We start from the raw sequence: 25414 nt of genomic DNA, 5'->3' as shown, positions 1-25414 counted from the left end.
GTTATCTCTCAGTAATCAAACGCGCGCGCGGTGTTGTCCGCGATCGCCGCAGCCAGCGCGTCTTCGCCGATGCCCCGCACCGCCGCCATGGCGCGCACTGTGACCGGAATGAGATACGGCGCATTGGGCCGTCCGCGGTACGGCGCCGGCGTGAGGAACGGCGCATCCGTCTCCACCAGAACGAGCTCCAGCGGCGCGACCGCGAGCGCGTCGCGCAGCGGCTGGGCGTTTTTGAAGGTCACGTTTCCCGCGAAGGACATGAAGTACCCGGATTTCGCGCAGAGTTCGGCCATTTCCGCGTCGCCGGAATAACAGTGGAAGACGGTGCGTTCGGGTGCGCCTTCTTCGCGCAGAATGCGGAGCACATCGGCGTGCGCGTCGCGATCGTGGATGACGAGCGCCTTGTTCCGGCGCTTGGCGATCTCGATGTGCGCCCGGAAGGACCGCTCCTGGGCGTCCTTGCCCTCGGGACCCGTACGGAAGTAGTCGAGGCCGGTCTCGCCGACGCCCTTGACCCAGGGGAGCGCCGCGAGCCGCTCGATCTCGGCGAGCGCCTCGTCGAGGGCGCCGTCACCGCCGGGGCCGCGCGCGCCCTGCCGGGACCAGCCGTCCGGGTCGCCATGGACGATGCGGGGCGCCTCGTTGGGGTGCAGGGCCACGGCGGCGTGGACGGCCGCGTACGCCTCGGCGGTCTCCGCGGCCCACTGGGAGCCCTTCACATCGCAGCCCACCTGGACCACGGTGGTGACGCCGACGGCCGCGGCCTTATCCAGGGCCTGTTCGACCGTCCCGTCCTGCATGTCCAGGTGGGTGTGCGAATCGGCCACCGTCACGCCGAGGGGCTCGGGCAGCGGTGGCGGGGCATCTTTTGCGGCACTCATACGGCCGATCCTACGAAAGGGGCGCGCCGTGCCGCTCGCGCGCGCCCCTCGTAGGCGTCCGGGCTACTTCCGGTGGAAGGGGTGGAGGAGGTCCGACAGGTGCCAGTGGTGCTCCGGCTTCACGGCGGCATCGGTCCCGTCGTGCGGCGCGGCCCCGTCCTGGGGGGCGGGTGCGGGCTGTGCGGGAGCGGGCGCGCGGTGCTGGATCATCCCCTGCTGGGCCGAGGACACCCGTCCGGAGCGCATGATGCGCACCACGTGTCCGCCGCAGTTGAGGCAGGTGGGGGAGGACAGCGGGGAGGGCACCCGGTCGCCATTGGCCTTGTATATGACGAACGCCTGGCCCGTGGCGTCTACGTGGTGCTCTATCTCGTACGCCTGTTCCCAGCCGTATCCACACCTCATGCACGCGAAGGCATACGCCTCGTGTGCCGTGGTCTCAGCGATCTCACTCATGTGCCGGCTCCTCTTGTCCGCTGGACAAGCTCTTGCGAGCGCTCTTGCGAGCGGGGGCGAAAGGTTCCCCGATCCAGGAGACGCCTTTCGCTGCCAAAACGCATCAGGTGCTGTCGAGAGTTGGCGTGGACTTGGCCTTTCCTAGAGCTGCGTCCTTTTACCCGCCCTGGCGCACGGCCTGCGTTTTACTTTTTACGATAGTCCTTTACCGTCCGCAGGGCTCTGACGTGCCGCGTTCTTTGCCGCCACCACCGCGTCGAAGACCTCCCGCTTGGGTAGACCGGTCTCGACGGCGACGGCCGCGATGGCCTCCTTGCGCCGCTCCCCCGCCTCCTCGCGCACCTGCACCCGCCGCACCAGCTCGGCCGCGTCCAGGTCGGCGGGCCCGGTGTCGGGGGCGCCCTCGACCACCACGGTGATCTCGCCGCGCACCCCCTCGGCCGCCCACGCCGCGAGGTCCTTGAGGGGGCCGCGCTTGACCTCCTCGTACGTCTTGGTCAGCTCCCGGCACACGGCCGCGCGCCGCTCGGCGCCGAACACCTCGGCCATCGCGGCGAGGGTGTCGTCGAGGCGGTGCGGGGCCTCGAAGTAGACGAGGGTGCGGCGCTCGTCGGCGACCTCGCGCAGCCGCCCGAGGCGCTCGCCGGCCTTGCGCGGCAGGAACCCCTCGAAGCAGAAGCGGTCCACCGGGAGCCCGGACAGGGCGAGCGCGGTCAGCACCGCCGAGGGGCCCGGCACCGCCGTGACCTTGATGTCCTTCTCGACGCAGGCCGCGACCAGGCGGTAGCCGGGGTCGGAGACCGAGGGCATGCCGGCGTCGGTGACGAGCAGCACCCGCGCGCCCCCTTCGAGCGCCTCGACCAGCTCCGGCGTGCGCGCCGACTCGTTGCCCTCGAAGTACGACACCACCCGCCCCTGGGTGTGCACCCCGAGCGCCTGGGTGAGCCGGCGAAGCCGCCGGGTGTCCTCGGCGGCGACGACATCGGCCCGCTCCAGCTCGGCGGCGAGCCGCGGCGGGGCGTCCGCGGTGTCACCGATGGGAGTGCCTGCGAGTACGAGTGTTCCTGTCACACCGACCATCCTCGCAGCCCGCCGGGGCCGAGGTCGCCGGGCCCGGCCACGGGACTCCCATAGGTGAGTTCCCTACGATGGCGCGGTGACCAGTACTGCGCCACCGACCCTGCCGGGCCACGACGCCGGGGAAGACCCGCCCTCCTGGCAGCACCGCATGCGCCGGTTCGGCCATGTCGTGCGGCCGAGAACCGGACTGCGGGAGCGTCTGGTGCCGCCGTTCACGCGGCCCCCGGGACAGCTGTGGACGGTGCTCGGCGTCCCCCCGCTGTGGGGGGCGCGCATCGTGCGCTGGTCGGCGTGGGGAGGACCGCTCCTGGTCACGCTGGTCGCCGGGATCATGCGGTTCTGGGGCCTCGGCTCCCCGCACGCGGTGATATTCGACGAGACGTACTACGCCAAGGACGCCTGGGCGCTCATCAACCACGGCTACGAGGGCGACTGGCCGAAGGACGTCGACAAGGCGATCCTCGACCATCCGGACCAGGTCCCGGTGCCGACCGCACCCGGCTATGTGGTGCACCCGCCGGTCGGCAAGTACGTGATCGGCATCGGCGAGAAGCTGTTCCACTTCGGCTTCACCCCGTTCGGCTGGCGCTTCATGGTGGCCGTGCTCGGCACCCTGTCGGTGCTGCTGATCTGCCGGATCGGGCGGCGCCTGTTCCGCTCGACGTTCCTCGGCTGCCTCGCGGGAACCCTGCTCGCGGTCGACGGACTGCACTTCGTGATGAGCCGCACCGCGCTGCTCGACACCGTCCTGATGTTCTTCGTCGTGGCCGCCTTCGGCTGCCTCCTGGTCGACCGCGACCGTACGAGAGCCAGACTCGCGGCGGCGCTGCCCGAGGACGAGGACGGGCAGCTGCGCCCCGACGCGGAGATCGCGGCGGGCCTGCGGTTCGGGTGGCGGCCCTGGCGGATCGCGGCCGGCCTGATGCTGGGCCTGGCCTGCGGCACCAAGTGGAACGGCATCTACATCCTGGTCTTCTTCTGCGTGATGGCCGTCCTGTGGGACGTGGGCGCGCGGCGCACGGCGGGCGCGGTCAGCCCCTACCGGGCGGTCCTGCGCCGGGACGCGTTCTGGGCGTTCCTCTCCACCGTGCCGGTCGCGATCGTCACGTACATGGTGTCGTGGACGGGCTGGTTCGTCACCGACAAGGGGTACGGGCGGCACTGGGCGGACGGCCGCGCGGGCCTCTCCCCCGACCACATCAAGCTCCCCGTCATCGGCACCATCAACAACCTGCCGCAGTTCGACATGAGTTGGGTGCCCGCGTCGCTGCGCAGCTTCTGGCACTACGAGACCGAGGTCTACAGCTTCCACGTCGGCCTCACCGAGGGCCACACCTACCAGTCGAACCCGTGGAGCTGGCTGGTCGACGGCCGGCCCGTCTCGTACTACTACGAGAGCCCGAGCCCCGGCACCGGCGGCTGCCCCTCGGACGCGGCCGGCAAGTGCGCCTCCGAGGTCCTCGCGCTCGGCACCCCGCTGCTGTGGTGGGCCGGCTGCTTCGCGCTCCTGTACGTCCTGTGGCGCTGGATCTTCCGGCGGGACTGGCGGGCCGGCGCGATCGCGTGCGGCATCGGCGCCGGATACCTGCCCTGGTTCCTGTACCAGGAGCGGACGATCTTCTTCTTCTACGCGGTCGTCTTCGTGCCGTTCCTGTGTCTGGCGGTGGCGATGATGATCGGCGCGATCATCGGGCCGTCCCCGGGGACGGGCGGCGCGGCCGCTCCGGCGGAGCCGGGGTTCGGCGCCGGGGAGCGCAGGCGCGCGGTGGGGGCGATCGGCGCGGGGGTGCTGGTGCTCCTGATCGTGTGGAACTTCATCTACTTCTGGCCGATCTACACCGGCGCGGCGATCCCCGTGGACGCCTGGCGCAGCCGGATGTGGCTGGACAGCTGGGTGTGACACCGGTCGCGTTCCGGTAACCGTTGGGACAACTGCCGGTCCCGCTGTCGGTGTCGTCCCGTAGAGTCACCCGCAAGTAACCCCTTGAACGCGTTCAAGGGGTTCGGGGGACTCCTGGGGAGGGGAACTGCGGGATGCGCAGTGGAGCGAAGGTCGCCATCGCAGGCGGAGTGTTCGTGGTGGTCGCCGGCGGCGTGGCGTACGGGGGCTACACGCTGGTGGGCGGCGACGGGGGCTCCGGCTCCACGCAGAGCCGCACCCAGAACGCGCCGGCCCGCACCGGCCCGCTGAGCGCGGACGAGATCAAGGAGACGTCCACCGCCTTCCTTCAGGCGTGGGCGAAGGGGGACACGGCCGCCGCCGGCGCGCTGACCAACAACCAGTCGGTGGCCGCGACGGCCCTGACCGGGTACCGCGACGACGCGCACATCACCGACGTCGTGGTCACGCCGGGCACGCCCAGCGGGGCGGTCGTGCCGTACACGGTGAAGGCCCAGGTCTCCTTCGAGGGCAAGACGGCTCCGCTGTCGTACGCCTCCCAACTGACCGTCGTGCGCGGCCAGTCCACGTTCAAGCCGCTGGTCGACTGGCAGCCCGCGGTACTGCACCCGCAGCTGAAGGCGGGCGAGCACCTGGTGACGGGCGGGGCGGCCAACCCCGAGATCGAGGCCGTCGACTACAAGGACCGCCCGCTGACCAAGGAGAAGTACCCCTCGCTCGGGGCGATCCTGGACGGTCTGCGCGAGAAGTACGGCGCGAAGGTGAACGGCACGGCCGGCATCGAGCTCCAGATCAAGGGCGCCAACACCCCTGCGCGCACCCTGATCACCCTCCAGAAGGGCTCCCCCGGCAAGCTGAAGACGACCCTCGACGCGGATGTGCAGGCCGCGGCGGAGAACGCGGTGAAGCGCTTCGGCGAGTCGTCGGTGGTCGCCGTGAAGCCGAGCACCGGGGAGATACGGGCGGTGGCGGACAACCGGACCGACGCGTTCCCCGCCTCGCTCCAGGGCCGGGTCGCCCCCGGCTCGACGATGAAGATCGTCACGGCGGCGATGCTGATCGAGAAGGGCCAGGTCTCCGCGGACCAGCCGGCCGAGTGCCCCTCCAGCGTGGTGTGGCAGGGCGTCACCTTCCACAACCTGGACAACTTCTCCCTCACCGACCAGCCGTTCTCGAAGAGCTTCGCCAAGTCCTGCAACACCGCCTTCATCAAGAAGGTCGACGACGTGAAGGACAACGGCGCGCTCGGCCGGGTCGCGTCCAGCTACTTCGGCATCGGCCAGGACTGGAAGGTCGGCGTGCCGTCCTTCGACGGCAGCGTGCCCGCGTCCGAGGGCGCCGAGACGGCGGCCGCGTACATCGGACAGGGCAAGGTGCAGATGAGCCCGCTCGACATGGCGTCCATCGCCGCCACCGCGCAGTCGGGCCGCTTCCGCCAGCCGGTGATCGTGCCGCAGTCGCTCGACGGCCGCGCCCTGGCCCAGGCCTCCCCGCTGCCCGCGGGCATCGACGCCCAGCTGCGCAAGATGATGCACCTCACCGCGACCGCGTCGTACGGCACCGCCACCCAGGCTATGAGCGGGGTGCACGGCGACAAGGGCGCCAAGACCGGCTCCGCCGAGAAGGACGGGCAGAACAAGTCGGACAGCTGGTTCGCCGCGTACAGCGACGACCTCGCGGCCGCGGGCCTGGTCCAGTCCGGCGGGCACGGCGGCGACGCGGCGGGGCCCATCGTGGCGCAGGTGCTCCGGGCGGGCTGATCCCGGCCCGGTGGGCGGCGTCGAACCCCGGATCGTATGGCCCGTACACGGACAACTAGCGTGCGGGCCATGAACGCATCGGAACACCCCGCCGGCGAAGGCGGGCGGCGCCCATGACCGTGACCGTCACCTGCGCGGTGCTGCTCGCCGCCGTCACGCACGCGGGCTGGAACGCGCTCGCCCACCACCTCAAGGACCAGCTCCTCTCGTTCACCCTGATAGGGGGCGGCGGCGCGCTGATCGGCCTGCTCGCGCTGCCGTTCGTGTCGCTGCCCGCCGCCGGCGCCCGGCCGTACCTGCTGGTCTCCGCGGTGCTGCACGTCACGTACATGCTGCTGCTGATGCGCTCGTTCTCGCTGGGCGACTTCGGGCAGATGTACCCGATCGCGCGCGGCACCGCGCCGCTGGTGGTGACCGTGCTCGCCGCGGTGTTCGTGCACGAGATGCCGAGCCCCTGGCAGACGGCGGGCGTGGCGGTCTCGTGCGCCGGGCTCGTCGGGGTCGCGCTGTGGGGTCTGCGCGGCACGCGGCCGCCCTGGGCCGCCATCCTCGCGGCCCTCGCCACCGGGCTCGCCATCGCCGGATACACCGTCGTCGACGGCGTCGGGGTGCGCGCCTCGGGCTCCTCGTTCGGCTACATCGCCTGGCTGATGATCCTCCAGGGGCTCGCGATCCCCGCCTACGCCCTGTACGCGCGCGGCCGTCAACTGGGCGCGCAGCTGCGTCCGTTCGCGGCGCGCGGCCTGCTCGGCGCGACCCTCTCCGTCATCGCCTACGGGCTCGTCCTGTGGGCGCAGACCAGGGCGCCGCTCGCCCCGGTCGCCGCGCTGCGCGAATCGTCGATCATCGTGGGCGCGGCGATCGGCGCGGTCTTCTTCAAGGAACGCTTCGGCGCCCCGCGGATCGCCGCGGCGGCCCTGCTCGTGGTGGGCATCGGCCTGATGCTGCGGGCGGGTTGACACCCGGCCGCCCCACGCTAGGTTGCGCCTCGACGAAGGGGGCGCCATGACCGGCACACCGCACGTCCTGATCATCGGCGGCGGCATCGGGGGGCTCTGTCTGGCTCAGGGACTGCGCAAGGCCGGCCTCGGATTCGCGGTGTACGAGCGCGGCCCGGCCCGCCTCGACGACCGCGACGACGCCGACGGCGACGACCACCGCGTCCGCATCGGCCCGCAGGGCGCGCGGGCACTGTACGCGTGCCTGCCGCCGGAGGCGTGGGAGGAGTTCACCGCGGGCGCGGAGGGCGGCGGGCGCTCCGCGTTCGTCACCGAGCGGCTGCGGGAGCTGCTCGTCCTGCCCCAGCCGGCCGCGGGCGCCGCGCCCCAGCACTCCACGCACTCGACGAGCGCCCGCGCCCTGCGCCGGATCCTGCTGACGGGCCTCGACGGTCATCTGGTCCACTACGACCGGGAGTTCACGCGGTACGAGCACACCGAGGGCGACGGCGCGGGCGGCATGGGCGGCGGCATCCGCGCGCACTTCGCCGACGGGTCGACCGCCTACGGCGACCTCCTCGCCGGCGCGGACGGAGCCGACTCCCGGGTCCGCGGCCAGCTCCTGCCGCACGCGGTGCGCGCCGACACCCTGGTGCTCGCCGTCACCGGCAGCCTCGAACTGACCGGCGCGCGCGCCGACGAACTGCCCGAGCCCCTGACCGCCGCGTCGACCTCCGTCCTCACGCCGCGCTCCGACGCGATGTTCTGCACCGCCCGGCACGTCACGGCGGCCGGGTGGCGCGGGGGCTTCGCGCGGAGCGCGGGCGCCGCCGCGGACCTCGGCCTCTACGCGGGCGGACCGCTGCTCGCCCGCACCCGCTCCCACCTGGTGTGGACGTACGTCGCCAAGGCCGCCACCTTCCCCAGGGAGGTGGCGCACCTCGACGGCAAGGCGCTGCGCGCGGTGGTCGCCGAGCGGATCGCCGACTGGCATCCGGCACTGGTCCGCCTGGTCGCCGAGGCGGACCCGGAGACGGTGGTGCCGGTACGGATGCTCGCCCTGGCGCCGGTCGACGCCTGGACGCCGGGACCCGTCACGCTGCTCGGTGACGCGATCCACGGCATGCCCGCGCTCGGCGGCAGCGGCGCGACCACCGCCCTGCGCGACGCGCGCCTCCTGAGCCGGCTCCTCGCCCGGCGCCGCGATCCGGTGCGGGCGATCGCGGCGTACGAGAGCGAGATGCGCGCGTACGGTGCCGAAGCGGTCATGAGGTCGCTGCGCACGACGCGCTCCGCGGCCTCCGACAACCGGCTGGCCCGGACGCTGTTCCGCGGGGTCCTGCGGACCGCGGCGCACAGCGGGTGGCTGCGGGACGCGGTCTTCCGCGACACGGGGGAATAACCCCGCCCAGCTTTCCCGTGCCGCCCGGCACCAAGTACCTCAGGGGCGCGGGGAACTGCGCGAGACGCGGGCACGATCCGCAGACGAAAGCGGGGCGGCCGGGGCTCCGCCCCAGACCCCGTTCGCGCCCGAAAGGCGCTCGTCCTCAAACGCCGGACAGGCTGAGGGTGCGCATGCCGCCCGGCGCCGGAGGAGTTAACCCTCCTCCGCGACAGCCCGGAAGCCCGTGTTGACGGCGAGCAGACCGCCGTCGACGCGCAGGGTCGTCCCCGTCACCCACGCCGCGTCGGCCGAGGCGAGGAAGGCGACCGCCGCCGCGATGTCCTCGGGCTCGCCCACCCGGCCGAGCGGGTAGGCCACGGACAGCCGGTCCAGCTGGTCCGCGCGGTCGGCCCAGGCAGGCGTCCGGATCGTGCCGGGGTGCACGAGATTGACGCGCACCCCGCGCGGCGCCGCGTCCCCGGCGAGCGTACGGGTCAGGGAGGCGAGGCCCGCCTTGGCCGCGCTGTAGGCGTGGTTGCCGAAGTCCTGCTCCCCGTTGACCGAGCCGATGTTCACGATCGCGCCCCGCCCGGACGCCGCCAGGAGCGGCAGCGCGGCACGTGCGCACCGGAAGGCACCGGTGAGGGTGACATCCAGGTCGCGCGCCCACTCCCCGTCGTCCTCGTCCTCGAAGCGCGCGGCGTCCGGAGTGCAGGAGTACGCGTTGTTGACGAGGACGTCGAGCCGCCCGAACTCCTCCGCCGCGAAGGCCACCGCGGCCTCCACCGAGGCGCGGGACGCGACGTCGCAGTGCCGGGCGACGGCCCCCTTCAGCTCCGCCGCGACGGCCTCCGCGCCCGCCACGTCGATGTCCGCGACGAGGACGCGCGCGCCCTCGTCGGTCAGTCTGCGGGCGATGGCGGCGCCGATGCCGCGCCCCGCGCCCGTGACGAGCGCGGTGTGTCCGTGGAAGCGTGCGATGCCCGGGGCCGTCTGAGGATGCGTCATAGGGTCGAACGTAGCGCCCGCACCAGGGCCTGGGCACGGGGATCGGCGGTGACGCCCCTCTGCAGCCCGTTGGTCACATAGCCGAACGCGATGCCCGACTCGGGGTCGGCGAAGCCGAGCGAGCCGCCGCGGCCGGGGTGTCCGAACGAGCCGGGGGCGAGCAGCGGGGACGCCGGGCCGTGCAGCATGTAGCCGAGGCCGAAGCGGGTGTTCACGACCAGGACCCGGTCCGGCCCCGCGCTCTCCTCGGTGCGGGCCAGGGTGAGCGTGGCGGGCGCGAACAGGCGCTCCCCGCCGTCCACTTCGCCGATCGTGGCGGCGTAGAAACGGGCCAGGGCGCGGGCGGTGGAGATCCCGGCGGACGCGGGGAGTTCGGCGGCGCGGTAGGCGGGGTCGTTCTCGTCGGGCAGCGGGTCGATCGCGCCGAACGCGCGCCGGGTCAGCGAGTCCGGGTCGGCGTATGCCTCGGCGACGTTCCGCTTGGGGCGCAGCCGGAGCGCGCCCGCGCCGTCCTCGGGGGGCTCGACGGGGCCGACCCGGCCCACCCGGTGCGCCTCGGTGGCGGGCACGCCCATCCAGAAGTCCAGGCCGAGCGGCCCGGCTATCTCCTCGGCGGCCCAGCGGCCGGTGGTGCGGCCGGTGACCCGCCGGACCAGTTCGGCCAGGAGCCAGCTGTACGTCTGCGCGTGGTAGCCGTGCGCGGTGCCGGGCTCCCAGAACGGGGCCTGCGCGGCGACCGCGGCCGGGCCCGACTCACCGTCGGCCGCCTGCGCGGGGGTCAGCGGGCGGTCGAGTGCGGGGACGCCCGCGCGGTGGGCCAGGAGGTGGCGTACGAGGGTGCGGTCCTTGCCGGCGGCCTTGAACTCGGGCCAGTACGTGGAGACCGGGGCGTCCAGGTCGAGGCGGCCGCGCTGGTGGAGGAGGAGGGGGACGGCCGCGGCCACGCCCTTGGTGGCCGAGCGGACGATCTGGGCGGTGTCGAGCGCCCAGTTGGCCGTGCCGTCCACGTCCTTCGTGCCGGCCCAGAGGTCCACGACCTTCCGGCCGTCGCGGTACGCGGCCACGGCTGCGCCGCGCTCGCCTCGCTGCGTGAAGTTGCGCACGAAGGCGTCCCGGATCGGTTCGTAGCCCGGTGCTACGGCGCCCTGTACGTCGACCACGATCCGCTCCCTCGCTGCGCGGCGCCATCCGGCACCCCCACCATGGTGCCCGATGCCGGGTGCCCCACCAGGGGCGGTCTGCACCCATTGCGCGGCTCCGCCGCGGTGGGCGCGGGCTGCGGGCTGCGACGCCGGGTGCCCTACGTCTTCAGGGGCGCGGGGCTGTGCCGTTTGCGCGGCTCCGCCGCGGTGGGCGCGGGCCGTGGCTGCGACTCCGGGTGCCCTACGTCTTCAGGGGCGCGGGGCTGTGCCTTTCGCGCGGCTCCGCCGCGGTGGGCGCGGGCTGCGGGCTGCGGGCTGCGGCTCCGGGTGCCCTACTAGGGGCGCGGGGAACTGCGCGAGACGCGGGCACGGTCCGCAGACGAAAGCCGGGGTTGCTGGGGCTCCGCCCCAGACCCCGGGAGGCCCCACCCCACCCCTTCCCGAAACCCTCCGGGGGTTGTGGACGGCTGAGGTTCAGGAGCCTGGGGCTCCGCCCCAGACGCCGTTCGCGCCCGAAAGGCGCTCGTCCTCAAACGCCGGACCGGCTGAAAGGGCGCGCTCGTCCTCAAACGCCGGACGGGCTGAAGATGCCAGGCACCCTGCCAAGGGGGAGGAGGGATGCCAGTGCTGGGCACCCTGCCGAGGGCAACCCAAGGGCGCTGGGTCAGCGCGCGGCTCGGGTCGGGTCGAAGCCGAAGGGGAGCTCCAGGCGATGCGCCCGCATCAGCGCCGCGTCCGACAGGACATCCCCCGTCGCCCCGTCCGCCGCAATGACCCCCTCACTCAGAATCACCGCCCGCTCGCAGAGCTCCAGCGCATACGGCAGGTCATGGGTCACCATGAGCACCGTCACATCCAACTCCCGCAGAATGTCCGCCAGTTCACGCCGCGACGCCGGGTCGAGGTTTGACGACGGCTCGTCCAGGACCAGGATCTCCGGGGACATCGCGAGCACCGTCGCGACAGCGACCCTGCGCCGCTGCCCGAAGGACAGATGGTGCGGAGGCCGGTCCGCGTACTCCGCCATCCCGACCCGCGCGAGCGCCCCCATCACCCGCTCCTCCAGCTCCGCCCCGCGCACCCCGGACGCCGCCGGACCGAACGCGACGTCCTCGCGCACCGTCGGCATGAAGAGCTGGTCGTCGGGGTCCTGGAAGACGATCCCGACCCGGCGCCTGATCTCCGCGAGGTTCTTCTTGGCGACGGGCAGCCCCGCCACCGTCACCGAGCCCGCGCCGCCTTCGAGGATGCCGTTGAGGTGGAGGACGAAGGTCGTCTTGCCCGCGCCGTTGGGGCCGAGCAGCGCGACCCGCTCGCCGCGCCCCACGGTCAGGTCGACGCCGAACAGCGCCTGATGGCCGTCGGGGTAGGCGAAGGCCAGCCCGGACACTTCGAGGGACGGGACGTTCACAGGAGCCTCAGCGGTCGTAGTCGTCATGGTCGGAGTCGGAGTCGGAGTCGGAGTCGGTGAAGGCGTCGCACGCGCAACCCGTGCCGTCGCCGAACGCGCCCCGCCGCTCACACCGCCCAGCCAAGCACACACACCACCAGCGCCACCCCCGGCAGGGCGACCGCCCTCGTCCACTGGCCGCGCGTCGCCGTCACCTCGTCGATCACCGGCATCGTCCCGGCGTAGCCGCGGCTGACCATCGCGAGGTGGACGCGTTCGCCCCGCTCGTAGGAGCGGATGAACAGCGCGCCGGCCGACTTCGCGAGGACGCCCCAGGAGCGCACGCCCCGCGCCTCGAAGCCCCGCGAGCGGCGGGCGATGGACATCCGCCGCATCTCGTCGGTGATGACGTCCCCGTACCGGATCATGAAGGAGGCGATCTGCACGAGGAGCGGCGGCAGCCGCAGGCGCTGGAGGCCGAGCAGCAGGGCGCGCAGTTCGGTGGTGGAGGCGAGGATCACGGACGCCGCGACGCCCAGCGTGCCCTTGGCCAGGACGTTCCAGGCGCCCCACAGCCCGCTCTCGCTGAGCGAGAGGCCGAGGACGTGCACCTGCTCGCCGGGCACGACGAACGGCATGAGCACCGCGAACGCCACGAAGGGGATCTCGATGAGCAGCCGCTTGAGGAGGTAGCCGGCCGGGATGCGGGCCGCCCGCGCCACGAGGGCGAGCAGCACGGCGTACAGCGCGAAGGCCCACATCGCCTCGCGCGGTGTGGACACCACGACGACCACGAACAGGAACACCGCCGCGAGTTTGCAGTGCGGGGGCAGCGCGTGGACCGGCGAGTGGCCGTGCCGGTACAGCCGATGGGAGTGGCCCGCTCCCATGTCAGACCCTTTCGGGGGCGCGCTCGTCGGCGGCCGGCTCGGCCCGGCGCCTGCGGACCGCCCAGAACACGCCGCTGCCGACGGCGACGGTGACGCCGACGCCGATCACTCCGGCGAGGCCACCGGCGAGGCGGGCGTCGCCGATGTCCTTGACGGAGTAGTCGGCGAGCGGCGAGTCGGAGCTGGCGTGCTGGGTGGTCTTGGCGTCGATGCCCTTGTCGTGGGCGACCTTCTCCAGGCCGTCGGGGCTGGCGGAGGCGTAGAACGAGACGAATCCGGCGAGCAGCAGGGCGGTGACGATGCCGAAGCCCCAGACCTTGCGCGTGGAGCGGGTGCGGGCCGCCGCCGGGACCGGGGCCGGGGCGGCCGGGGCGTCGATGAGTGCGCCGCCCACGCGCAGCTTGAGCGGCGCGGTCAGGCCGCGGGCGCCGTGCACGAGGTCGGGGCGTACGGCGATGACGGCGCCCACGGTGAGCGCGGTGATGACGGCTTCGCCGATGCCGATGAGGATGTGCACGCCGACCATCGCGGTGAGCACCTTGCTGATCGGTACGTCGGTGGTGCCGCCGAGCGCGTAGATCGCGGTGAAGACGAGGGCGGCGGCCGGCACGGAGAGCAGCGCGGCCACGAAGGAGGCGACGGTCACCGAGCGGCGGGTGCGGGGCAGCACCTTGACCAGGGCGCGGAACAGGACGTACGCGACGACGGTGGTCGTGATCGCCATGTCGGTGATGTTGACGCCGAGCGCGGTGAGGCCGCCGTCGGCGAAGAGGATGCCCTGCATGAGCAGGACCACGGACACGCACAGCACGCCCGTATAGGGGCCGACGAGTATCGCCGCGAGCGCGCCGCCCAGGAGGTGTCCGCTGGTGCCGGCCGCGACGGGGAAGTTCAGCATCTGCACGGCGAAGATGAACGCGGCGACGAGGCCGGCGAGCGGCGCCGTCTTCTCGTCGAGTTCCCGGCGCGCGCCCCGCAGGCTGACGGCGACGGCAGCGGCGGCGACCACACCTGTGACCGCCGATACAGGTGCGTTGATGAATCCATCGGGTACGTGCATGGGTGGACTCCGATTTCCCGTGGGCGCCCTCTTCCCTGCGCGGGCGTGCGCAGAACCGTTTGATGATAGTGCCCTGTTGCGAACCGGTTGCAAAAGCGTCCGGACGCCAGGTGCCAAGGCGACTCACTGGGGGTTCCCTCAGGAAATATGGGACATTGGAGAACAAATAGCGCGAACCGGTATTCCGGTATCCGACAGCATCAAGGGTGAGGAGCGATCGATGTCCCCCGCAGTCGAGGACCACGCCGAGGACCACACCGCCGGCCGCCGCTCCGTCGAGGACCACGCACGAGCCCGCGTCGTCACGGACGCCCCGCTCTCCAACCCCGTCCCTGTCGCCATGCGCTACGACCCCGCCGACACCTCGGGCGCCGTCTGCTTCGCCTTCCCCGGCGGCAACGAGTGGATCTTCCCGCGCTCGCTGCTCGAATCGGGGCTGCGCGCCCCGGCCAGCCGGGGCGATGTCAGCGTCTGGCCGTGCGGCCGGGCCCAGACGGTGCTCGAATTCCACTCGCCCGACGGAGTGGCCGTCGTCCAGTTCGACAGCTCGCCCCTGGTGCGTTTCCTGCGCCACACCTACGCGACCGACGCGCGCGCCGCCCCGTCACCGGCCGCCGGCCGCCCCTGAGGGCGGAGCCCGGCAGCACGTCCCAACGACCACGCGAAGGCCCCCCGCGCGCGGTGCGCACGGGGGGCCGAGTGGCGCCAGCGGTCCCGTCCCCACAGGCCGTTGGCGTCGGCCGGGACCCTCGGCCGCTCGGTTCGAGGGGCCCCGGCGTTCAGGGGGGCGGGGTCAGACCCGCGCCAGTTCGCGGTCGCCGTCGGCGTCGCCGGCCTGCTCCTGCTTGCGCAGGCCCTCGCCCTCGACGTCGACGTTGGGCAGCACCCGGTCCAGCCAGCGCGGCAGCCACCAGGCCTTCGCGCCGAGCAGTGCGAGCACCGCGGGCACGATCGCCATGCGGACGACGAACGCGTCGAAGAAGACGGCGATCGCGAGACCGAAGCCGATCATCTTGATCATCTGCTCACTGGAGCCGATGAAGCCGGAGAAGACCGCGATCATGATCACCGCGGCGGCGGTGACCACCCGGGCGCCGTGCTTGAACCCGGTGACGATCGCCTGCCCCGGCCGCTCGCCGTGGACGTACGCCTCGCGCATCCGCGTCACGAGGAAGACCTCGTAGTCCATCGCGAGACCGAAGACCACGCCCACCATGAAGATCGGCATCATCGACATGATCGGGCCGGTCTGCTGGACGCCGAAGAGCGAGCCGAGCCAGCCCCACTGGAAGACCGCGACGACCGCGCCGAGGGCGGCGACCACGGAGAGCAGGAAGCCGAGGGCCGCCTTCAGCGGGACCAGGACCGAGCGGAAGACCACCATCAGGAGCAGGAAGGCGAGGCCGACCACGAGCGCCAGATAGGGCAGCAGCGCGTCGTTCATCTTCTGCGAGAAGTCGATGTTCATCGCGGTCGAGCCGGTGACCAGGAGCTTCGCGCCGGTGTCGGCCTTCAGTGCGGAGCTGGTGTCCCGGATCGAGTGGACGAGGTCCTCGGTCTCGGTGGAGGACGGCTTGGACTTCGGGATGACCGTGATGGTCGCCGTGTCGTTGTCGGTGTCCTTGTTGAACATCGGGGGCATCACCGGACCGGCGTCCGGCAGCTTCTTGATCTCGGCCACCGTACGGTCGGCCGCGGCCTTGGGGTCCTTGCTGCCCTTGCCGTCGACGACGACCATGAGCGGCCCGTTGAAGCCGGGCCCGAAGCCCTCGGAGAGGGTGTCGTAGGCGCGGCGCTGGGTGGTGGAGGTCGGCTGCGAGCCGTCGTCCGGCAGACCCATCTGGAGCGAGCTCGCGGGGAGCGCGATCGCGCCGAGGCCGATGACGCCGACGAGCAGCACCCACACCGGCTTGCGCAGCACGAAGCTCGCCCAGCGGGTGCCCATGTTGGGCTTGGACTCGGCGGCCTGCTCGCCCTTGTCGTACGCCTTGCGGGCCTTGCGGCCGAGCACCCGCCGGCCGGCGAAGCCGAGCAGCGCGGGTATCAGGGTGAGCGCGATGAGGACGGCGATGACGACCGTGCCGGCCGCGGCCGCGCCCATCTTGGTGAGCATCGGGATGTTGACGACGGCGAGGCCGACGAGCGCGATGACCACGGTCAGACCGGCGAACACCACCGCGGATCCGGCCGTGCCCACGGCCCGTCCCGCGGCTTCCTCGCGCTCCCTGCCCTCGGCGAGTTCGGCACGGTAGCGCGAGACGATGAACAGCGCGTAGTCGATGCCGACCGCGAGCCCGATCATCATCGCCAGCGTGGACGTGGTCGAGCCGAGGTCGAGCACGTTGGCCAGCGCGGTGATGGTGGAGACGCCGATGCCTACGCCGATGATCGCGGTGAGCAGTGGCAGCCCCGCCGCCACCAGCGAGCCGAAGGTGATCACCAGGACGAGTCCCGCGATGACCACACCGACGATCTCGCCGGAGCCCGTCTCCGGCATGGCCTGGAGCGCGTCACCGCCGATCTCCACGGTGAGCCCCGACTTCTTCGCCTCGTCGCCGCTCTTCTTGAGCGCGTCGCGGGTGGAGTCGGTCAGCTGCATCGCGTTGGCCTTGTACGACACCTGGACGTACGCGACCGGGCCCTGGCCGTTCTTGGAGACGCCGCCCGCGGTGTAGGGGTCGGTGACCGAGGCGACCTGGTCCGAACCCGCCTTCAGGCCGGCGACGGTCTTCTCCACCGCGTCCTTGTTGGCCTGGTCGGCCATCTTCTGGCCGTCGGGCGCCTTGAAGACGATGCGGGCGGTGGCCCCGTCGGCCGTGGCGTTCGGGAACCGCTCCTTGAGCAGGTCGAAGGCGCGCTGCGCCTCCGTGCCCGGGATCGAGAACGAGGAGGAGGTGGCGGTGGTGGCGGACGCCGCGCCGAAGCCCGCGAGGGCGAGCAGCGCCACCCACACCAGGGCGACATAGCGGCGGCGCCGGAAGGCGAACCTGCCGAGGCGGTAGAGGAACGTGGCCACGAGGGCGTACTCCCGGTCGAGTCGTGGGAACAGCAGGGCATGGGGAACCAGCCCGACGACGAGAGCGGCGTACGTCAGGTGGGGCGGGTACTGCGTGGGGAGCGCCGGGCGGGGGTGCTGCTGGGGTGCCTAGCGCGGGTCGCCGAGGGCGGGGAGGACCACGGCGTCGAAGTAGTCGGCGAGGAAGGCCTGGTCGACCGGCCGGTCCTCGATGAACTGCCGGGCCGCGAAGGCGCCGACCATCATGTGTACGACGTAGGGGAGCGCGCGGTTGTCCGCGCTGACCTCGCCGCGCTCCACCGCACGCCGCAGCACCGTGTCGAGACCGGTGATCTCCGGTTCGATCAGTACCTCGCGCAGCGCCTGGTGCAGCTCGGGGTGGTCGTGGACGGCCCGCATCAGACCCCGCATCAGCGCGGAGTCCTTCTCCATCTGACAGTCGTCCTCACGGGCGACCATCGCCTGGAAGTCGCCGCGCAGCGAGCCGGTGTCGATCTCGGCGAGACTGACCGGCTTGTTGTGCCGCAGCGCCCGCGCGACCAGCTCGGGCTTGTTCCCCCACTGGCGGTAGAGGGTGGCCTTGCTGGAGCGGGTGCGGGTGGCGACGGCGTCCATGGTCAGGGCGTCGTAACCGACCTCGCGCAGCAGGTCGAGCACGGCTGCGTAGAGCTCTGCCTCGCGTTCCGGGGTGAGCCTGCCGGCCATGTCGACCTCCTCTCCTTTTGCGTACCGTACGAAGGTAACCTCGGCCCGAAGCGAAACGGAACCGTTTCGCTTGTGTTCTCGACCACAAGTGTCGGAACGGGATAAGTCGGAACGGAATAAACCCCTCCCACAAGTTGCCGCACCCCCTCCCCGCGGAAAGCATTGGGGGGTGAGTGACGACGCCGCGTACCTCAGGTTTCCGCACCTCCACGACGACCTGCTGTGCTTCGCCGCCGAGGACGACCTGTGGGTCGCCCCGCTGGTGCCGGCCGGGCACAGCCCCTCGCGGGCGTGGCGGGTGACCGTCGACCGCACGAAGGTCGGCCACCCCCGCTTCTCGCCCGACGGCAGCATGATCGCGTACACGACGTGGCGCAGCCTCGACCCGGAGATCCATCTCGCCCCGGTGACCGGCGGACCGACCCGGCGCCTCACCTACTGGGGCTCGTCCGACGCGCGGGTGTGCGGCTGGGCGCCGGACGGCCACATCCTCGCGGTGTCCTCGCACGGCCAGCCGTTCTCGTACTTCTCCTGGGCCTACAGCGTGCCCGCCGACGGCTCCCCCGGCGGCAAGCTCCCGTGGGGCCCGGTCTCCGACATCGCCGTCGCCGACGTGGACGGTGAGCGCCGCACCCTGCTGCTCACCGGCAAGCCGCCGCACGAGCCGGCCGCGTGGAAGCGCTACCGCGGCGGCGCGACCGGCCGTCTGTGGCTGCACGGCGAGCGGCTCCTCGCCGACATCGGCGGCCACCTGGACGCGCCGATGTTCGTCGACGGCCGCATCGCCTTCCTCTCCGACCACGAGGGCGTCGGCAACCTGTACTCCTGTCTGCCGGACGGCTCAGGACTGACCCGCCACACCGACCACGACGCGTTCTACGCCCGGCACGCCTCCAGCGACGGCCGCCGCGTGGTGTACCAGTGCGCCGGCGACCTGTGGATCGTGGACACGCTCACCCCCGGCTCGGTGCCGCGCAAACTCGACGTACGCCTCGGCGGGCCGCGCGCCGGGCGGCGCAGCTACCAGGTGCCGGCCGCCAACCATGTCGACGCGCTGTCCGTGGACACCACCGGCCGGGCCAGCGCCGTCGTGGTGCGCGGCAGCCTGTACTGGCTCACCCACCGCGACGGCCCGGCCCGCACCATCGCCGACACCCCAGGCGTACGGGTGCGGCTGCCCGAGATGCTGGGCAGCGGCGGCCAGGTCGCCTACATCACGGACGCGGACGGCGAGGACGCGGTCGAGATCGCCTTCCTGCCCCGCGCGAGCGGCGAGCGCCGCCCGCGCCGCCTCGCGGCGGGCCGGCTCGGGCGCGTGCAGGAAATGGTCTCCGACCCGGCGGGCGAACGCCTGGCGATCGCCTCCAACGACGGCCGGCTCCTGCTCATCGACGTGACGGAGGAAGCGGCGGCCGTCGCGGCCCCCACCGGCGCGACCCGGCTGCGCCTCGACACGGAGCGGGACCCCGACGGGGGGACGCACCGGGACGCCGGCTCCGGCGAGGGGCCGGACGGCAGGGGCGCGAGCTCCGCCCCGGACGGCGCGGGGCCCGGTGCGGGGTCCGGCGCCGGGACGACGGACCCCTTCCCCGGTCCGGCTGCGGCGGCGGTGCCGCCCGCCTCCGTCACCGTGTCCGGGGAGGGCGAGGTGACCGAGCTGATCCGCTCCCTCAACGGACCCGTGCGCGACCTCGCCTTCTCCCCCGACGGGGCGTGGCTGACCTGGTCGCACCCCGGCATCGGCCGCTCGCTGCGCCAGATCAAGATGGCGCGGATCGCGGGCCCGGGAGCGCGCACCGTCGTCGACGTCACCAACGGCCGCTTCGAGGACGAGAACCCGGCGTTCACCAGCGACGGCCGCTACCTCGCCTTCCTGTCCTGGCGCGGCTTCGACCCGGTGTACGACGTGCACACCGGCGACCTGTCCTTCCCGCTGGGCTGCCGCCCCTACCTCGTACCGCTGAACTCGGCGACGCCGTCCCCGTTCGCGCTCTCGCCGGACGGCCGGCCCGCGGCGGGCGGTCTCGATCCGCTGGACGGTTCGGGCGACGGCACGGTGACCGTGGAGGTGGAGGGCCTGGAGAACCGGGTGACGCCGTTCCCGGTCTCCGCGTCGAAGTACTCGGCCCTGCGCCCGGTCGCCGGCGGCGGCCTGGTCTGGCTGCGCTGGCCCATCTCCGGCGCGCTCGGCGAGACCTTCGCCAACCCGGCCGACACCTCGGGCCGCCCCACCCTCGAACACTTCAACATCTCCAAGGCGCGCAGGACCGAACTGGTCGACCACCTCGACCACTTCGCGCTGAGCGGCGACGCCAGCCGACTCGTCGTGGTCGACGAGGGCGAACTGCGCGCGGTCCCCTCCACCGAGCCGGGCGACAACGACTCCACGGTCTACCTCGACCTGCGCCGCATCCTGCACGACGTCGACCCGGGGTCGGAGTGGCGCCAGGCCTACGACGAGGCGGGCCGCATCATCCGCTCCTACTTCTGGGACCCGAAGATGTGCGGCATCGACTGGTCGGGCGTCCTCGACCAGTACCGGCCGCTCGTCGAACGGGTGGCGTCGCCCGACGAGTTCGCGGATCTGCTGCGCGAGGTGCTGGGCGAACTGGGCACGTCGCACGCGTACGTCACCGCGGCCCGGCGCAACGAAGGCCCTCCGCACTACCAGCGTGCGCAGGGCCTGCTCGGCGCCAACCTGGTCTGCCGGGACGGCAGTTGGGTGATCCGGCGCATTCTGCCCGGCGACTCCTCGGACTCCAAGGCGCGTTCGCCGCTCGCGGGCGCGGGCATCCGTGAGGGCGCCGCCCTGACCCATGTCGACGGCCGCCCCGTCGACCCGGTCGCGGGCCCCTATCCCCTGCTCGCGGGCGCCGGCGGCACGACGGTGGAGCTGACGTTCCGCCCCAGCGAGGGCGAGGGCCGCTCGCGGCGGGTCGCGGTGGTGCCGCTGGTCGACGAACGCCCCCTGCGCTACCAGGACTGGGTGGCCAAACGGCGGGAGGTGGTACGGCAGTTGAGCGGCGGCAAGTGCGGCTATCTGCACATCCCCGACATGGGCGGCTCGGGCTGGGCCCAGTTCAACCGCGACCTGCGCCTGGAGGTGAGCCGTCCCGCACTCATCGTCGACGTACGCGGCAACGCGGGCGGCCACATCAGCGAGCTGGTGGTGGAGAAGCTGACCCGGCGCATCCTGGGCTGGGACCTGACGCGGGACGCCCAGGCGGTGTCGTACGCCTCCAACTCCCCCCGGGGCCCGGTGGTCGCCCTCGCGGACGAGGCGACGTCGTCGGACGGCGACATGATCACGGCGGCGTTCCGGCTGCTCAAGCTGGGGCCGGTGGTGGGGCAGCGCACGTGGGGCGGGGTGGTGGGGATGACGGGCCGTCACACGCTGGGCGACGGCAGTGTCATCACCGTGCCGATGAACGCGGCGTGGTTCGACGCGTACGGGTGGTCCGTGGAGAACCACGGGGTCGAGCCGGATCTGGAGATCCTGCGCACGCCGCTGGACTGGGCGGAGGGGCGCCATGCCCAGCTGGACGACGCGGTCCAGCTGGCCCTGGACCTCCTGACCACCCGCCCCGCGTCCACCCCACCGGGCTACACGACGACCCCCAACCGCCAACGCCCCCCACTCCCCCCGAGGGAGGGCGCGTCGTAACGATGCCGGGGTCCCATCCCGGCGCCGGGCGCCACGCTTCAGCCCGTCCGCCGCTTGAGGACGAGCGTGCCCTTTCAGCCCGTCCGCCGCCGGAGGACGAGCGCGCCCTTTCAGCCCGTCCGCCGCTTGAGGACGAGCGCGCCCTTTCAGCCCGTCCGGCGTTTGAGGACGAGCGCCCCCTCAGCCCGTCCGGCGCGTGAGGGCGAGCGCGCTTTCAGCCCGTCCGGCGTTTGAGGACGAGCGCCCTTCAGGCGCGAACGGGGTCTGGGGCGGAGCCCCAGGTCCTGAACCTCAGCCGTTCATAACCCCCGGAGGGTTTCGGGAAGGGGTGGGGTGGGGCCTCCCGGGGCCTGGGGCGGAGCCCCAGCAACCCCGGCCTTCGTCTGCGGACCGTGCCCGCGTCTCGCGCAGTTCCCCGCGCCCCTAGTAGGGCACCCGGCGTCGCGCCCACCGCCCGCACCCACCGCGGCGGAGCCCGTAGGGCACCCGGCACCGAGCCACGCGGCCGCGCCCGGCCGCTCGCTCAGGGGCGGGTGGGGCGGGTGGTCCGGGACTCGGTGTCGGCGGCGCCGCCCGCCCCGACGAGCCCCCGCGAGACGGAGCCCAGCCGCGGCTCGAACCGCCGCATCTCCCGCGCCCCCACCGCCCCGATGACCCCCGGCAAATACCCCCGCACGGACTGCATCCCCCGCAACCACCACTGCGCGTACACATGCGAGGACCGCCGCTCGATCCCCGCGACGATCCGGTCGACCGCGGGCCCGAGCGGATACGTCCGGTTCGACGGCCACGGCAGCCGCGAGCGCAGCTCCCGCATCACGTCGTCCTGGTCCGCCCCGCGCACCATGTCCGTGTCGGTCCACGACAGGTACCCGACCCCGACCCGCACCCCCTTGTAGCCGACCTCGGCCCGCAGGCTGTGCGCGAACGCCTCGACCCCGGACTTGGAGGCGCAGTACGCCGTCATCATCGGCGCCGGGGTGATCGCCGCGAGCGAGGCGATCTGGAGGAAGTACCCGCGCGACTCCATCAGGACGGGCAGGAAGGCCCGCGCGGTGACCGCGCCGCCGATGAGGTTGACCTCGATGACCCGGCGCCACGCGTCGGGGTCGGAATCGACGAATGGCCCGCCGGAGGCGACCCCCGCGTTGGCGACGACGAGGTCGACCTTGCCGAACCGCTCCTTGACCTCGGCGGCGACCCGCGCCATCGCCTCGTGGTCGGTGACGTCCGCGTACCAGGACTCCGCCTCGGTGTGCAGCCGCGCGGCGACCCGCTTCAGCTCGTCCGGTTCCAGCCCGACGAGCGCGACCTTCGCCCCGCGCGCGGACAGCTTGCGCGCGAGGAGCTCGCCGACACCGCGAGCCGCGCCCGTGACGACCGCGACCTGTCCTTCAAGTCCGAACCTGCTCATACGGCACTCTCCTCGGAGTCGACGGTGGCGCCGGTGGCCGGGGCGGCCAGATGCGCGGCCACCAGCGCGCGGATCTTCCCGGTGATGAATTCGGGCGCCTCGACGGGCGTCATGTGCCCGACGCCGGCGAGCACGTCGAGCGAGCGGCAGTCGGGCAGCGCCGCCGCGAGCCGTCGCGCGTGCACGGGCGGCGTGAGCCGGTCCGCGCTGCCGGCGACCACGACGGTCGGCATCGTCAACTCCCTTACGGACGAGTCCACTTCGAGCCCGGCCAGCACATGCGACCAGGCCTGGCGCACCCGGCGCGGGCAGGCGTGCACGATCCGCGCACACGCCTCGACCTTGTCCGGGGAGGCCCCGGGCCCCATCGTGGCGTACCGCAGGACCTTCTTGGCGAGCGGCGTGACCGGCCCGAGCGGCGCGCTGGACGCGAGCACCCGCCCGGTCAGCCCGGTGCGCAGGCGCCCGGCCCGCAGCGGCACCACCCGCGACTCGGCCACCAGGCGCGAGGCTCCGGTGCTGCACAGCAGGAGGGCGGCGGCGTGTTCGCGCAGGCCCGGCCGGCCCGCGGCGGCCATGAGCGTCATGCCGCCCATGGAGTGCCCGGCCAGCACCGCCCGCTCCCCCGGCGCGAGCGTCGCGTCGAGCACCGCTTCGAGGTCGTCGGCGAGCGCCTCGGTGGAGCAGACCGCGGCGGGCGCGGTACGCCCGTGGCCGCGCTGGTCGTAGGCGATGACCCGGCACTCGCCGGCCAGCTCCCGGATCTGCGCCGCCCAGAACGCGGTGGAGCAGGTCCAGCCGTGCGCGAGGACGACGGCGGGCGCGTCGGCGGGCCCGTGCACCTCCACGTGGAGCGGGGCGCCGTCGGCGGAGTGCGCGGTCAGGACGCGGTCGGGCTCGGGCGGCGCGTACACCCCGCCCCGCACGGCGCCCGTCCCGCGCCGCCCGGACCCGGCTCCCGCCCCGGCCCGGCTCACGCGGACACCGCCGCGGCCTCGCCGGCGATGCCGGCCACGGGCTCGGCCTGGGCCCCCGCGTGGGCGGCGCGGGCCCGTACGACCTCGTACTCACCGAGGTCGACCTCGCGCGTCGCGCGGCGGAACTCGCCGGTGGTGCCCGGCCAGACGGTGGTGTTGCGGCCGTTGGCGTCGAGGTACCAGCTGGTGCAGCCGCCGGTGTTCCACACGGTGCGCTTCATGCGTTCCTGCACCCGCCGGTTCCAGGCGCCGACGGCGGAGCTCCTGGGGGTGAGCGCGGCGCGCCCGCCCAGCACGTTCAGCTGCCTCAAGTAGTCGGCCATGTAGGAGAGTTGGGACTCGATCATCAGGATCATGGAGGAGTTCCCGAGGCCGGTGTTGGGCCCGATGATGGTCATCCAGTTGGGGAACCCGGCCGCGGTCGCGCCGCGCAGCGACTGCATGCCGTCCTTCCACGACTCGGCGAGGGTGTGCCCCTCGGCGCCGACGACGCGGTCGGCGATCGGCATGTCGGTGACGTGGAAGCCCGTACCGAAGACGATTGCGTCGACCTCGCTCTCGGTGCCGTCGGCCGCCACCACGGTGGAGCCGCGCACCTCGGTGAGCCCGGCGGCGACGACGTCCACGTTGTCCTGGGCGAGCGCCGGGTAGTACGCGCTGGAGAGCAGGATCCGCTTGCAGCCGATGCGGTAGTCCGGCGTCAGCTTGGCGCGCAGGGCCGGGTCCTTGATGGCGCGCGCCATGTTGGACTTGGCGATCGACTCGACGAGCCCGAGCTCGTTGGGACGCTTGGTGAACGCGCTGACCTGCAACTCCCTGATGCCCCACAGGAGTCCGCGCCGGGCGGCGCCGGTGAAGGGCAGCCGGCGGTGGAGCCAGCGCTCGGCACCGCTGATCGCGCGGTCCATGCGCGGCATGACCCAGGGCGGGGTGCGCTGGAAGAGGGTGAGCCGGGCGACGTCGGGCTGGATCGCGGGCACGATCTGGATGGCCGAGGCGCCGGTGCCGACCATGGCGACGCGCTTGCCGCGCAGGTCGTAGTCGTGGTCCCAGCGCGCCGAGTGGAACACCTTGCCGGGGAAGGTGTCGAGCCCGGGGATCTCCGGCATCTTGGGGTCGGAGAGCGGCCCGGTGGCGGAGACGACGACGTCGGCGGTGAGCGAGGTGCCGTTGGCGACCTCGATCTCCCACCAGAGCCGCTCGGCGTCCCAGCGCATCATCGTCACCTCGTGGTCGAGGCGGATGTGCGGGCGCAGCCGGAAGGTGTCGGCGACGTGTTCCAGGTAGGCCCGGATGTGCTCCTGGCCGGAGAAGGTGCGGGGCCAGTCGGGGTTGGGCGCGAAGGAGAAGGAGTAGAGGTGCGAAGGCACGTCGCAGGCGCACCCGGGGTAGCTGTTGTCGCGCCAGGTGCCGCCGACGGAGCCGGCCCGCTCCAGGACGACGAAGTCGGTGATCCCCTCACGGCGCAGCCGGACCGCGGCCCCGAGCCCGCCGAACCCCGACCCGATCACCGCCACACGTACGTGCTCGCGCTCGCCCACCCGTACATGCTCGCGTTCGTCCTCGTGCTGGGCCATGCCACTGCCTCCACGATCGGTCCCACAACGTTGCCAGCAATCACTGGCACTGTTGGGAGAGTAGAGCAGTCACATACCGAGCGGTAGGGGTACGGGCGGGGAAGTTACCGCCGGTACAACCCGGCGGGCACCGCATAGGCTGAGGCCCGTGGCAGAAGAGCAGGCAGACAAC

The 25414-nt window shown here is 72.8% G+C and carries 19 protein-coding genes; 6 read left to right on the top strand and 13 right to left on the bottom strand.

Features of this window, described 5'->3' with window-relative positions; all coding sequences use genetic code 11:
- Positions 1-8: 8 nt before the first annotated feature.
- The 3 genes from OOJ98_RS01465 to rsmI all read right to left on the bottom strand — a co-directional run bounded on the left by OOJ98_RS01465 (position 9) and on the right by rsmI (position 2417).
- Positions 9-881, bottom strand: a complete 873-nt coding sequence (locus tag OOJ98_RS01465; RefSeq protein WP_267052775.1) for a TatD family hydrolase — start codon at positions 879-881, stop codon at positions 9-11.
- Between the two features lie 63 nt (positions 882-944).
- Positions 945-1337 (bottom strand): hypothetical protein, encoded by a 393-nt coding sequence (locus OOJ98_RS01460; protein WP_267052774.1) that lies wholly within the window; start codon positions 1335-1337, stop codon positions 945-947.
- 192 nt (positions 1338-1529) lie between these two features.
- Entirely contained in the window at positions 1530-2417 is an 888-nt protein-coding gene (gene rsmI, locus OOJ98_RS01455; RefSeq protein WP_267052773.1) for a 16S rRNA (cytidine(1402)-2'-O)-methyltransferase, read from the bottom strand.
- 76 nt (positions 2418-2493) lie between these two features.
- Here rsmI and OOJ98_RS01450 point away from each other — a divergent pair, with 76 nt between their 5' ends.
- The 4 genes from OOJ98_RS01450 to OOJ98_RS01435 all read left to right on the top strand — a co-directional run bounded on the left by OOJ98_RS01450 (position 2494) and on the right by OOJ98_RS01435 (position 8417).
- Positions 2494-4317, top strand: coding sequence for a dolichyl-phosphate-mannose--protein mannosyltransferase (locus OOJ98_RS01450; protein ID WP_267052772.1), 1824 nt, complete (start codon positions 2494-2496; stop codon positions 4315-4317).
- Between the two features lie 134 nt (positions 4318-4451).
- Positions 4452-6077 (top strand): penicillin-binding transpeptidase domain-containing protein, encoded by a 1626-nt coding sequence (locus OOJ98_RS01445; protein ID WP_267052771.1) that lies wholly within the window; start codon positions 4452-4454, stop codon positions 6075-6077.
- Positions 6078-6190: 113 nt separating this feature from the next.
- Positions 6191-7036 carry an EamA family transporter gene (locus OOJ98_RS01440; RefSeq protein WP_267052770.1) on the top strand — a complete coding sequence of 282 codons (846 nt, stop codon included), beginning with the start codon at positions 6191-6193 and terminating at the stop codon, positions 7034-7036.
- A 46-nt stretch (positions 7037-7082) separates the two neighbouring features.
- Complete coding sequence (locus OOJ98_RS01435; RefSeq protein WP_267052769.1) at positions 7083-8417, top strand: NAD(P)/FAD-dependent oxidoreductase; 1335 nt, start codon at positions 7083-7085, stop codon at positions 8415-8417.
- Positions 8418-8612: 195 nt separating this feature from the next.
- Here OOJ98_RS01435 and OOJ98_RS01430 read toward each other — a convergent pair whose 3' ends face one another.
- The 5 genes from OOJ98_RS01430 to OOJ98_RS01410 all read right to left on the bottom strand — a co-directional run bounded on the left by OOJ98_RS01430 (position 8613) and on the right by OOJ98_RS01410 (position 13889).
- Positions 8613-9407 carry an SDR family NAD(P)-dependent oxidoreductase gene (locus tag OOJ98_RS01430; RefSeq protein ID WP_267052768.1) on the bottom strand — a complete coding sequence of 265 codons (795 nt, stop codon included), beginning with the start codon at positions 9405-9407 and terminating at the stop codon, positions 8613-8615.
- On the bottom strand, positions 9404-10570 hold the full coding sequence (locus tag OOJ98_RS01425) for a serine hydrolase domain-containing protein (protein ID WP_267055462.1): 1167 nt from the start codon (positions 10568-10570) through the stop codon (positions 9404-9406). The genes OOJ98_RS01430 and OOJ98_RS01425 overlap by 4 nt, the downstream gene beginning before the upstream one ends.
- 643 nt (positions 10571-11213) lie before the next feature.
- Entirely contained in the window at positions 11214-11987 is a 774-nt protein-coding gene (locus tag OOJ98_RS01420) for an energy-coupling factor ABC transporter ATP-binding protein (RefSeq protein WP_267052767.1), read from the bottom strand.
- An 80-nt stretch (positions 11988-12067) separates the two neighbouring features.
- Complete coding sequence (gene cbiQ / locus OOJ98_RS01415) at positions 12068-12829, bottom strand: cobalt ECF transporter T component CbiQ (protein WP_267052766.1); 762 nt, start codon at positions 12827-12829, stop codon at positions 12068-12070.
- A 1-nt stretch (position 12830) separates the two neighbouring features.
- Positions 12831-13889: an energy-coupling factor ABC transporter permease gene (locus OOJ98_RS01410; protein WP_267052765.1), complete on the bottom strand. Its 1059-nt coding sequence runs from the start codon at positions 13887-13889 to the stop codon at positions 12831-12833.
- A 220-nt stretch (positions 13890-14109) separates the two neighbouring features.
- On the opposite strand from OOJ98_RS01410, the gene OOJ98_RS01405 reads away from it, so the two are divergent.
- Positions 14110-14517, top strand: a complete 408-nt coding sequence (locus tag OOJ98_RS01405; RefSeq protein WP_267052764.1) for an SsgA family sporulation/cell division regulator — start codon at positions 14110-14112, stop codon at positions 14515-14517.
- A 165-nt stretch (positions 14518-14682) separates the two neighbouring features.
- On the opposite strand, the gene OOJ98_RS01400 is transcribed toward OOJ98_RS01405, so the two are convergent.
- Together OOJ98_RS01400 and OOJ98_RS01395 are read right to left on the bottom strand one after the other, a co-directional pair.
- Entirely contained in the window at positions 14683-16905 is a 2223-nt protein-coding gene (locus tag OOJ98_RS01400; protein ID WP_267052763.1) for an efflux RND transporter permease subunit, read from the bottom strand.
- A gap of 129 nt (positions 16906-17034) precedes the next feature.
- Positions 17035-17610 (bottom strand): TetR/AcrR family transcriptional regulator, encoded by a 576-nt coding sequence (locus tag OOJ98_RS01395; protein ID WP_267052762.1) that lies wholly within the window; start codon positions 17608-17610, stop codon positions 17035-17037.
- Positions 17611-17779: 169 nt separating this feature from the next.
- On the opposite strand from OOJ98_RS01395, the gene OOJ98_RS01390 reads away from it, so the two are divergent.
- Complete coding sequence (locus OOJ98_RS01390) at positions 17780-21274, top strand: S41 family peptidase (protein ID WP_267052761.1); 3495 nt, start codon at positions 17780-17782, stop codon at positions 21272-21274.
- A gap of 523 nt (positions 21275-21797) precedes the next feature.
- On the opposite strand, the gene OOJ98_RS01385 is transcribed toward OOJ98_RS01390, so the two are convergent.
- Genes OOJ98_RS01385 through OOJ98_RS01375 form a run of 3 tightly spaced genes read right to left on the bottom strand, consistent with a single transcriptional unit; the run spans position 21798 to position 25206 of the window.
- Positions 21798-22688, bottom strand: coding sequence for an SDR family oxidoreductase (locus OOJ98_RS01385; RefSeq protein ID WP_267052760.1), 891 nt, complete (start codon positions 22686-22688; stop codon positions 21798-21800).
- Positions 22685-23665 carry an alpha/beta fold hydrolase gene (locus tag OOJ98_RS01380; RefSeq protein WP_267052759.1) on the bottom strand — a complete coding sequence of 327 codons (981 nt, stop codon included), beginning with the start codon at positions 23663-23665 and terminating at the stop codon, positions 22685-22687. The genes OOJ98_RS01385 and OOJ98_RS01380 overlap by 4 nt, the downstream gene beginning before the upstream one ends.
- Entirely contained in the window at positions 23662-25206 is a 1545-nt protein-coding gene (locus OOJ98_RS01375) for an NAD(P)/FAD-dependent oxidoreductase (RefSeq protein ID WP_267055461.1), read from the bottom strand. The genes OOJ98_RS01380 and OOJ98_RS01375 overlap by 4 nt, the downstream gene beginning before the upstream one ends.
- Positions 25207-25414: the final 208 nt, after the last annotated feature.

This window comes from Streptomyces sp. NBC_00083 (assembly GCF_026343295.1).
Lineage (GTDB): Bacteria > Actinomycetota > Actinomycetes > Streptomycetales > Streptomycetaceae > Streptomyces.
This window is presented reverse-complemented; position numbering and strand designations above follow the sequence as displayed.

Coding starts and splice junctions, on each gene's coding strand:
- OOJ98_RS01465 (WP_267052775.1), bottom strand. CDS start 881: ATGAGTGCCGCAAAAGATGCCCCGCCACCGCTGCCCGAGCCCCTCGGC.
- OOJ98_RS01460 (WP_267052774.1), bottom strand. CDS start 1,337: ATGAGTGAGATCGCTGAGACCACGGCACACGAGGCGTATGCCTTCGCG.
- rsmI (WP_267052773.1), bottom strand. CDS start 2,417: ATGGTCGGTGTGACAGGAACACTCGTACTCGCAGGCACTCCCATCGGT.
- OOJ98_RS01445 (WP_267052771.1), top strand. CDS start 4,452: ATGCGCAGTGGAGCGAAGGTCGCCATCGCAGGCGGAGTGTTCGTGGTG.
- OOJ98_RS01440 (WP_267052770.1), top strand. CDS start 6,191: ATGACCGTGACCGTCACCTGCGCGGTGCTGCTCGCCGCCGTCACGCAC.
- OOJ98_RS01435 (WP_267052769.1), top strand. CDS start 7,083: ATGACCGGCACACCGCACGTCCTGATCATCGGCGGCGGCATCGGGGGG.
- OOJ98_RS01430 (WP_267052768.1), bottom strand. CDS start 9,407: ATGACGCATCCTCAGACGGCCCCGGGCATCGCACGCTTCCACGGACAC.
- OOJ98_RS01420 (WP_267052767.1), bottom strand. CDS start 11,987: ATGACGACTACGACCGCTGAGGCTCCTGTGAACGTCCCGTCCCTCGAA.
- cbiQ (WP_267052766.1), bottom strand. CDS start 12,829: ATGGGAGCGGGCCACTCCCATCGGCTGTACCGGCACGGCCACTCGCCG.
- OOJ98_RS01410 (WP_267052765.1), bottom strand. CDS start 13,889: ATGCACGTACCCGATGGATTCATCAACGCACCTGTATCGGCGGTCACA.
- OOJ98_RS01405 (WP_267052764.1), top strand. CDS start 14,110: ATGTCCCCCGCAGTCGAGGACCACGCCGAGGACCACACCGCCGGCCGC.
- OOJ98_RS01395 (WP_267052762.1), bottom strand. CDS start 17,610: ATGGCCGGCAGGCTCACCCCGGAACGCGAGGCAGAGCTCTACGCAGCC.
- OOJ98_RS01385 (WP_267052760.1), bottom strand. CDS start 22,688: ATGAGCAGGTTCGGACTTGAAGGACAGGTCGCGGTCGTCACGGGCGCG.